Source organism: Pseudomonas sp. BN515 (genome assembly GCF_029873155.1).
Taxonomy (GTDB): domain Bacteria; phylum Pseudomonadota; class Gammaproteobacteria; order Pseudomonadales; family Pseudomonadaceae; genus Metapseudomonas.
On the sequence record NZ_SSOH01000089.1, the window covers coordinates 1 to 9,130 of the forward strand.

The following is a 9,130-nucleotide window of genomic DNA, read 5'->3' on the forward strand; positions in this document are numbered from 1 at the left end:
GTGCTCAAGGTTGGACGCATCGGGCAGGTCCGCTTCAACGGCCGGAGCCTGTTTGTCGGCGGCGGCCTGGCGGGAGAGCGGGTTGCCATCCGTCCGACCGCGACCGACGGCGTCTTCGACGTCGTGTTCATCCGTAAGACCGTGCGCCAGATTGATCTCAGGCAACCCAAGCCATGACTATCCACCCGTTACCCATGTCTCCCGACAAGCGTTACCCATGTGTACCGGCTGAACACTGCGCGCACCACAGCCTCTGACGCGGCGATTGCGGTGCGCACGGTGCACCCTACCTCTGACATTTTTCGAAGCGCCCCGCGCCGAACTCAGATCCAACCGGCCCACTGCAGCAAGAACAGCCCGATATTGGTGGTCACCACGGCTGCCAGGGTGGTGATCACGATGATCGCCGCCGCCAGTTCGTGGTTGCCATTCACCGCGCGGGCCATGACGAAACTCGCAGCAGCGGTCGGGCTGGCGAAGTAAAGGAAGAGGATCGCCAGGTCGGCGTTGCGAAACTCGCATAGCCATGCACCCAGCGTTGCCAGGATTGGCAGCCAGACCATCTTCATCAGGCTGGCGCTGACGGCGATCCTGCCACTGGAACGCAGGGACGCCAGCGACAGGGTGCCACCGATGCAGATCAGCGCCAGGGGCAAGGTCATCTGGGCAAAATATTCACCGGAAGTGATCAGCCATTTCGGCAGCGGCAACTGCCAGTACGCCACCGGCATGGCGGCCAGCACACCGATGATCAGCGGGTTGCTGATGATGCTCCTGGCCAGGCTCAGCGGGTCGCTCTTGGCATTCGGGCTGTAGATCGCCAGGACGATGGACGACAGCGTGTTGTAGCTGAGGATCACCACCGCGCCGAGGATACTGCCCACCGACAGGCCGTAGTCGCCGTACATGCTGGTTGCCAGCGCGAGGCCGACGATACCGTTGTTACCGCGAAAGGCGCCCTGGGCGTAGATGCCGCGATCCTCGACCGGGCAACGCAGGATGGCCCAACCCCAGCCGATCAGGAAACACAGGATGGTGGCCGCGACGAAGTAGCCGATCAGTTCCGGTTTCAGGGCGGTGCCGAGGTCCGCCTGGACGATCCCGAGAAACAGCAGAGTGGGCATGGTGCCCTTGAACACCAATGACGACGCGGTGTTGATGAATGCGCCATCGATCCAGCCAAGGCGCTTGAGCCCCACACCCAGGAACAGCATGGAGAACACCGGCGCGGTGATGCTGAGGGTCTGCTGGACGACGGCGAGCATGGGGCAACCTTGGCGGCGGAAATAGTTAGGCGGCTAAGGATACCAATTGGCTTTCAGGAATGAACCGACTTGTAGGAGCGAATTCATTCGCGAAGCAGGCCGCAGGCCTGCGTGGCCCGGGACGGCTCCGCCGTCAATCGCGAATGAATTCGCTCCCACATGTACGCAGGTTCAGCGGCGCACGGGACGCTTCTGCAACTTGCGCTGCAAGGTCCGGCGGTGCATGCCCAGGGCGCGGGCAGTGGCGGAGATGTTGCCGTCATGCTCGGCCAGCACACGCTGGATGTGCTCCCACTGCAGGCGGTCCACCGACATCGGGTTTTCCGGCACCAGGCTGTCCAGGTCGGCGTGCTCGGAGAGCAGCGCGGTCAGTACGTCGTCGGCGTCGGCCGGCTTGCACAGGTAGTTGGTGGCGCCGCGTTTGATGGCTTCCACCGCGGTGGCAATGCTCGAATAACCGGTGAGGATCACCACGCGCATTTCCGGGTCCAGCTCCAGCAGCTTGGGCAGCAGCACCAGGCCGGAGTCACCGTCCATCTTCAGGTCGAGCACTGCGTAATCGGGCAGGTCGTCCTTGGCCATCAGCAGGCCTTCTTCGGCGGAACCGGCTACCGACACCCGCAGGCCACGGCGGGTCATGGCCCGGGCCATTACGCGGGTAAAGGTGGCGTCGTCGTCCACCAGCAGCAGATGGGGTTGTTCTTCGCCTTCGATCAGGGGTTCGTCAGTCATCTCGCTTCCTCTTCGTCAAGGCACTCAGGCGACGCCGTAGGTGCGCGGCAGGCGCAACTCCGTCAGGGTGCCGCCTTCCTCATGGTTATAAAGTTTAACCGTGCCGCCGGCACGAGTAACGCTGGCCTGGCTCAGGAACAGGCCAAGGCCGAAACCCTTGCCCTTGGTGGTGAAGAAAGGCCGGCCAATCTGTTCGGCAATGGCCAGGGGTACGCCAGCACCGTGGTCACGGATGGTCAGCACCATCCACTGGTGGTCCCAGTTGACGCGGATGTCGAGCTTCTCCGGGCAGGCGTCGGCAGCGTTGTTGAGCAGGTTCAGCAGGGCCTGGGTCAGGTCTGCCGGAGGTTTCAGCCGAGGCGCCACGCCAAGGCCCATGCACTGATAGCGATAGGTGGCCTCAGGGCGCATCAGGTGCCAGCGATTGAGGGTGACTTCCAGCCACTCGATCACCGATTGCTCCACCACCGCCTGGCGCCGATCCGCTTCGGCGGCGCGCACCAATTGCTGGAGGGTGTCCTTGCAGAGCATCACCTGCTCCTGCAGCAGGGCCAGGTCGTCCTGAAGACCGGGCTTGTCGCCGTACTCCTGGCGCAGCTCCTTGAGCAGCACGCTCATGGTTGCCAGCGGGGTGCCCAGCTCATGGGCGGCACCGGCGGCCTGGGTGGCCACGGCCAGCAACTGCTGGTCACGCATGCCTTCTTCGCGGCGAACCGCTTGCAGTTGATCCTGGCGACGCAGTTCCTCGGCCATGCGTGCGACGAAGAAGGTGATCAGCGCCGCCGCCAGGGCGAAGCTCAGCCACATGCCGTAGATCAGCAGCGATTCGCGCTGGCCGGCGGGCATTTCCAGCGGATGGAACAGCACCAGCAGCAGGGTGTATGCCGCCAGGGCCAGGCCCGCGAGGGTCAGGGTGTAGAGCCAGGGCAGGGTCGCCGCGGCGATGGTCAGCGGCACCAGGTAATAGGAAACGAAGGGGTTGGTCGAACCCCCGGAGAAATACAGCAGCACGCTGTGGATAACCAGGTCGAGGCCCAGCTGGACGGCATATTCCAGCTCGGTCACCGGCCAGGGCCCGCGCAGGCGCAACGCCGTGCCCACGCAGAGCACCAGCGAGACACCGAGGGTGACGCTCAGTGCGACCCAGGGCAGTTGCAGAAGTTGGGTCTTGTAGGCGAGGCCGACCGAGCCTGCCTGGGCGGCCAGGACGAGGATGCGGATCAGGGTGAGCCGCAGCAGGTTCTGGCGGCTGGCAGACAGTAGCTGTACGGGTTCGAGCATGGGTACTCCCTGGAATCGACGGAGTATAACCAAGGCGCACACCGGCCCGCCTCTGTGCGGCAACTCGCCGCAGCGGAGTTGATCGGTACAGCACATCATGTGGGAGCGAATTCATTCGCGATTGCAGGATGAAGTCCTGCCCTTCGGCAGCCGGCGCCGCGCAGCGGCGTTTCGCGAATGAATTCGCTCCCACACGCTCGCACCACTCTGGAACATCTGTCCCAAATCCTGGTCAATTTGCGTCGCCGTTAACCCGAATGGACGGATACCCTCGTCCACTATGGAGAATCACCGCGCAACCAGCGCGGAACCCTGTCCCACAAGGAGTCGACATGCCCAAGTTCACCCGTCTCGCCGCCGCCCTCGCCCTCTGCGCCGCCAGCCTTGGCAGCCTCGCGGCCCAGGCCGCCGACGAAGCCCGCTACAACCAGGTGGCAGTGCGTGCCGAAGTCAGCCAGGAAGTGGCCCACGACCTGATGCACGTCACCCTCTATAGCGAGTCGCAGAACACCGACCCGGCCAAGCTCGCCGACGAGATCACCCGCACCCTCAACAGCGCCGTGGAAAAGGCCCGCAAGGCCAAGGGCGTCACCGTCAGCCTGGGCAGCCGCAACAGCTACCCGGTGTATGACGAAAAGGGTCAGAAAATCACCGCCTGGCGCGAGCGCGCCGAACTGCGCCTGGAAAGCGCCGACTTCGCCGCCCTGTCCCAGCTGAGCGCCGACCTGATGGGTCAGCTGAAGATGGCCGGCATGAACTTCAGCATCGCCGAGAAGACCCGCAAAACCCATGAAGACGACCTGATCAAGCAAGCCGTGGACGCCTTCAAGGCCCGCGCCCAGCTGGCGACCAACGCCCTCGGCGGCAAGGGCTACAAGCTGGTCAACCTGAGCCTGAACAGCGCCGGCTTCCAGCCGCCGCAGCCGATCATGATGCGCGCCATGTCCGCCAAAGGTTACGCCGATGCGGCCGCCGCGCCCGAGATCGAGGCCGGCACCAGCCGCGTCAGCGTCAGCGCCGACGGCACCATCGAAGTGCAGATGCCCTGATCCTGCACGGGGCGCCGCCGCATTCCGGGGCGGCGCCCACCCCCTCCCGCGGCTTGGATTTGCAGAATTGCGACAAGCCCTTACAGCTTTATTCCGCCGACTACACTCTTTCCCGTCCAGCTATTGCGTCGGGCATATGCCCTGCATAGCTTCTCGCAAGGCCCCCACAAAGGGCCCCTCACGATGACAAACAGAATAAATATGAGGTCAACATGCGTAAAAACGCCGTCATCCAGGCACTTGTCGCGGCTGGGCTGATCGCCAGCGCACCTTTCGCCAGCGCTGCAAGCAACCTGGTGTTCTGCTCCGAAGGCAGCCCCGCCGGTTTCGATCCGGGCCAATACACCACCGGTACCGATTTCGACGCCGCCGCTGAAACCGTCTTCAACCGCCTGACCCAGTTCGAGCGTGGCGGCACCGCGGTAATCCCGGGCCTGGCCGAGAAGTGGGACGTATCCCCCGACGGCCTCAACTACACCTTCCACCTGCGCAAGGGCGTGAAGTTCCACACCACCGACTACTTCAAGCCGACCCGCGATTTCAACGCCGACGACGTGCTCTTCACCTTCCAGCGCATGCTCGACAAGGACCACCCGTTCCGTAAGGCGTACCCCACCGAATTCCCCTACTTCACCGACATGGGCATGGACGCCAACATCGCCAAGGTGGAGAAGGTCGACGACAACACCGTCAAGTTCACCCTCAATGGCGTGGATGCAGCCTTCATCCAGAACCTGGCCATGAGCTTTGCGTCCATCCAGTCCGCCGAGTATGCCGACCAGCTGCTCAAGGCCGGCAAGGCCGCCGACATCAACCAGAAGCCCATCGGCACCGGCCCCTTCGTATTCAGCCGCTACCAGAAGGACGCGCAGATCCGCTTCAAGGGCAACAAGGACTACTGGGTGCCTGGCGAGGTGAAGATCGACAACCTGATCTTCGCCATCAACACCGACGCTTCGGTGCGCATGCAGAAGGTCAAGGCCGGCGAGTGCCAGATCACCCTCTTCCCGCGTCCGGCCGACCTGGAAGCGCTGAAGAAAGACCCGAACCTGAACATGCCGTCGCAGCCGGGCTTCAACCTCGGCTACATCGCCTACAACGTCACCCACAAGCCGTTCGACAAGCTTGAAGTGCGCCAGGCGCTGGACATGGCGGTGAACAAGAAAGCCATCATCGACGCCGTCTACCAGGGCGCCGGCCAACTCGCCGTGAACGGCATGCCGCCGACCCAGTGGTCCTACGACGAGACCATCAAGGATGCCGGCTACAACCCGGACAAGGCCAAGGAGCTGCTGAAAGCCGCCGGCGTTGCCGAAGGCACCGAGATCACCCTCTGGGCCATGCCGGTTCAGCGTCCGTACAACCCCAACGCCAAGCTGATGGCCGAAATGCTCCAGTCCGACTGGGCCAAGGTGGGCATCAAGGCCAAGATCGTCACCTACGAATGGGGCGAGTACATCAAGCGCGCCAAGGGCGGCGAACACGACGCCATGCTGATCGGCTGGAGCGGCGACAACGGTGATCCGGACAACTGGCTGGGTACCCTCTACGGCTGCGACGCCGTGGACGGCAACAACTTCTCCAAGTGGTGCGACGCCAACTACGACAAGCTGGTGAAGGCCGCCAAGGCCACCAGCGACGTTGCAAAACGCACCGAGATGTACAAACAGGCCCAGCACATCCTGAAAGACAACGTGCCGATCACCCCGATCGCCCACTCCACTGTCTATCAGCCGATGCGCAAGAACGTGCAGGACTTCAAGATCAGCCCGTTCGCGCTCAACTCCTTCTATGGCGTGAGCGTCGGCAAGTAAGCCGGCAAACGGGGCCTTCGGGCCCCGTTTTCATTTCGGTACAAAGGAAGCCCGATGCGTCGAAACCTGTTGTCCCTCGCCCTCTGTCTTCCCCTCCATGCCTTCGCCAGCCAGTCGCTGGTGGTCTGCACCGAAGCCAGCCCCGAAGGCTTCGACATCGTCCAGTACACCGCCGCCACCACGGCCGATGCTTCCGCCGAAACCGTCTTCGACCGCCTGGTTCAGTTCGCTCCCGGCACAACCCGGCTGCAACCGGGCCTCGCGGAGAGCTGGACCATCAGCCCCGACGGCCTGGTCTACGAGTTCCAGCTGCGCAAGGGTGTCACCTTCCATAGCACGCCCTGGTTCACCCCCAGCCGCGCGTTCAACGCCGACGACGTGCTCTGGAGCTTCCAGCGCCAGCTCGACCCTGCGCACCCTTGGCACAAGCTCTCTCCGCGCGGTTTTCCCTATGTGGAATCCATGGCCTTCACCCAATTGATCGAGCGCGTCGAGAAGCTCGACGACCACCGCGTGCGCTTCACCCTGAAGCACCCGGAGGCGCCCTTTCTCGCCGACCTGGCGATGGGCTTCACCTCGATCTATTCCGCCGAATACGCCGACCAGTTGCTCAAGGCCGGCAAGACGGACCAGCTCAACCGCGAGCCGGTAGGGACCGGGCCTTTCGTTTTCGAGCGCTACCGCAAGGATTCGCAGGTCCGCTTCCACGCCAACCCGACCTACTGGGCGGGCAAGCCGGCTGTGGACAAGCTGTTGTTCGCCATCACTCCCGATCCCAACGTGCGAGTGCAACAGCTCAAGGCCGGCGCCTGCCAGATTGCCGTGTACCCGCGTCCCACCGACATCGCGGACCTCCGTCGGCAAGCGGAGCTCAAGGTGCTGGAACTGGATTCGCTGCTGGTCGCCTATGTCGGCCTCAACACCCGCCATCCGCCGCTGGACGACGTGCGCGTGCGCCAGGCCATCAACCTCGCCTTCGACACCCGCGCCTACCTGCGTGCGCAGTTCGGCGAAGGTAATGCCAGCATCGCCGTGGCGCCCTACCCGGCCACCCTGCTGGGCTTCAACGACAAGCTGGATCCCTGGCCCCACGATCCCGAAAGAGCGCGCCAGTTGCTGGCCGAGGCCGGCTACAAGGACGGCTTCAAGCTGGCCATCTGGACGCGGCCCGGCGGCGGCCCGACCAACCCCAACCCCGGCATTGGCGCGCAGATGCTCCAGGCCGACCTGGCCGCCATCGGCATCAAGGCAGAGATTCGTGTCTTTGAATGGGGTGAGCTGATCAAGCGTGCCAAGAATGGTGAACACGATCTGGTGTTCATGGGCTGGGCCGGCGACAACGGCGATCCGGACAACTTCCTCACCCCTAACCTCTCCTGCGCCGCAGCGCAGTCAGGCGAAAACCAGGCCGGTTGGTGCAACGAGAAATTCGACGCGCTGATCCGCGAGGCCCGTGCCATCACCGACCCGGCCCGCCGCGCCGAACTCTATCGGCAGGCACTGGCGATCTTCCACGAACAAGCGCCCTGGATCCCTCTCGCCCACCCCAAGCAGTTCGCCGTTGTGCAGAAGGGGGTGGAGGGCTTCCAGTTGAACCCGATGGGGTCGAACAACTTCGCGAAGGTGAAATTGGCGAAATAGGCTGGCGCGACGCCTGTGGGGGCGAATTCATTCGCTAAGCAGACCGCAGGTCTGCCCTTCCCTCACTGTAGAGCCAGACATCCTTTACATATTGAACCGGGGACATCCTTTACACCGATAGGCGTTGGACCTGGGAGGAGCCAGGTCCAAGCCGGCCTAAGGGATACTGGCCGAAGCGCAGCTCCCACACATCCGTCTCGACTTCGCGTAGCGCGACCCACTCGTCGATCAGGGCCTCGGACAGAAACACCGAGCGCCCTTGCCACTTGATGCAACCGTTGCTGTGCACCCGCCGGAGTTGCAGCCCTGTCGGGTACTCGATCGCCGGTAGACGGGCCGGATAGGGGCGCGGCGAGGGCCCATAGCGCTCGGCCGGGACCGCCATCCCGAGTCCTTCATGCGGCCGTATGGTGTTGAACTCCTGGCGGAACCGTTCAAACGCCATCTGCTGCTGGGCCAGATTGGGAGCGGGGGGCTTCAGGACGGCCGCTTTCAGGCTGCGGTGCATCCGCTCGTGTCGGCCATTCTGATCGGGACGGCCCGGCGCGATGCGCTCCGGGTGAATACCCAGGTGAATCCACCACACCGCCAAGCGCGAGAGACCGCCCACGCCCACCGAGGCGAACGGGCTGCCGTTGTCCGTGCGGATAGCCTCCGGCAGGCCGTATTCGCGGAAGGCCCACTCGAACCAGGGTCGACTCAGCCCGCCGCCGGGACGCGGCAAGCCCCGGCAGCACAGCAGATACCGGCTGGCCTGATCGGTCAGGGTCAAGGGATAGCACCAGCGACCATCCCCGGTCCGAAACTGCCCCTTGAAATCAGCACACCAGACGTGGTTAGGCTGCAGGCCGGCGCGCAAGGGCGTGACGGACGCCGGGGTGCTCCGCGGACGTCGGCGCGACTGCACCAACCCTGCCCGTTTCAACCATTCTCCCGCTGTGCTAGGGGCTGGCCAGGGCAATTCCGGATCCTGCTTGCGCAGACGCACCAGCAGCTTCTTCGGCCCCCAATCCAGATGCCGCAGCTTCTCTTCGATCAACCGCTCAATCAGCGCCGTCGCGGTCTGTTGCGGGCTGCTGAGCGGTCGCCGGGACTGCTCCAGAAGGCCAGCCTCACCGTGTTCCGCATAGCGCTGCAGCCACTTGTCGAGCGTCGGCCGGCTGATGCCATAGCTGCGCGCCAGCTCGCTCTTGCTGTAGTCACCGCTGCTCCAGGCGTGGATCAGCTCGATACGTTGGTCCATGGGCGACACTCTTTTCCAGGGCATGGCAGCTACCTCCTGCCATGCGAATTACCTGTAAAGGATGTGTCCGGTCCAACCTGTAAAGGATCTATCCGGTCTGTACCC

At 63.9% G+C, this 9,130-nt stretch carries 7 protein-coding genes; 3 read left to right on the top strand and 4 right to left on the bottom strand.

Features of this window, described 5'->3' with window-relative positions; translation table 11 throughout:
• Nucleotides 1-323 precede the first annotated feature (323 nt).
• The 3 genes from E8E91_RS25365 to E8E91_RS25375 form a co-directional block, all read right to left on the bottom strand.
• Nucleotides 324-1,265 carry an AEC family transporter gene (locus E8E91_RS25365; protein ID WP_280379681.1) on the bottom strand — a complete coding sequence of 314 codons (942 nt, stop codon included), beginning with the start codon at nt 1,263-1,265 and terminating at the stop codon, nt 324-326.
• Nucleotides 1,266-1,436: 171 nt separating this feature from the next.
• A complete protein-coding gene (locus E8E91_RS25370) occupies nt 1,437-1,997 on the bottom strand; it encodes a response regulator transcription factor (protein ID WP_151131928.1) in 561 nt (186 codons plus the stop codon).
• Between the two features lie 24 nt (nt 1,998-2,021).
• Nucleotides 2,022-3,278 carry an ATP-binding protein gene (locus tag E8E91_RS25375; RefSeq protein WP_280367079.1) on the bottom strand — a complete coding sequence of 419 codons (1,257 nt, stop codon included), beginning with the start codon at nt 3,276-3,278 and terminating at the stop codon, nt 2,022-2,024.
• Between the two features lie 332 nt (nt 3,279-3,610).
• Here E8E91_RS25375 and E8E91_RS25380 point away from each other — a divergent pair, with 332 nt between their 5' ends.
• The 3 genes from E8E91_RS25380 to E8E91_RS25390 all read left to right on the top strand — a co-directional run bounded on the left by E8E91_RS25380 (nt 3,611) and on the right by E8E91_RS25390 (nt 7,782).
• On the top strand, nt 3,611-4,327 hold the full coding sequence (locus E8E91_RS25380) for an SIMPL domain-containing protein (RefSeq protein WP_280367077.1): 717 nt from the start codon (nt 3,611-3,613) through the stop codon (nt 4,325-4,327).
• Nucleotides 4,328-4,539: 212 nt separating this feature from the next.
• On the top strand, nt 4,540-6,141 hold the full coding sequence (locus E8E91_RS25385; RefSeq protein WP_280379683.1) for an ABC transporter substrate-binding protein: 1,602 nt from the start codon (nt 4,540-4,542) through the stop codon (nt 6,139-6,141).
• A gap of 54 nt (nt 6,142-6,195) precedes the next feature.
• Nucleotides 6,196-7,782 carry an ABC transporter substrate-binding protein gene (locus E8E91_RS25390; protein WP_280379684.1) on the top strand — a complete coding sequence of 529 codons (1,587 nt, stop codon included), beginning with the start codon at nt 6,196-6,198 and terminating at the stop codon, nt 7,780-7,782.
• 109 nt (nt 7,783-7,891) lie between these two features.
• On the opposite strand, the gene E8E91_RS25395 is transcribed toward E8E91_RS25390, so the two are convergent.
• Nucleotides 7,892-9,025: an IS481 family transposase gene (locus E8E91_RS25395; RefSeq protein ID WP_280375419.1), complete on the bottom strand. Its 1,134-nt coding sequence runs from the start codon at nt 9,023-9,025 to the stop codon at nt 7,892-7,894.
• Between the last annotated feature and the right edge of the window lie 105 nt (nt 9,026-9,130).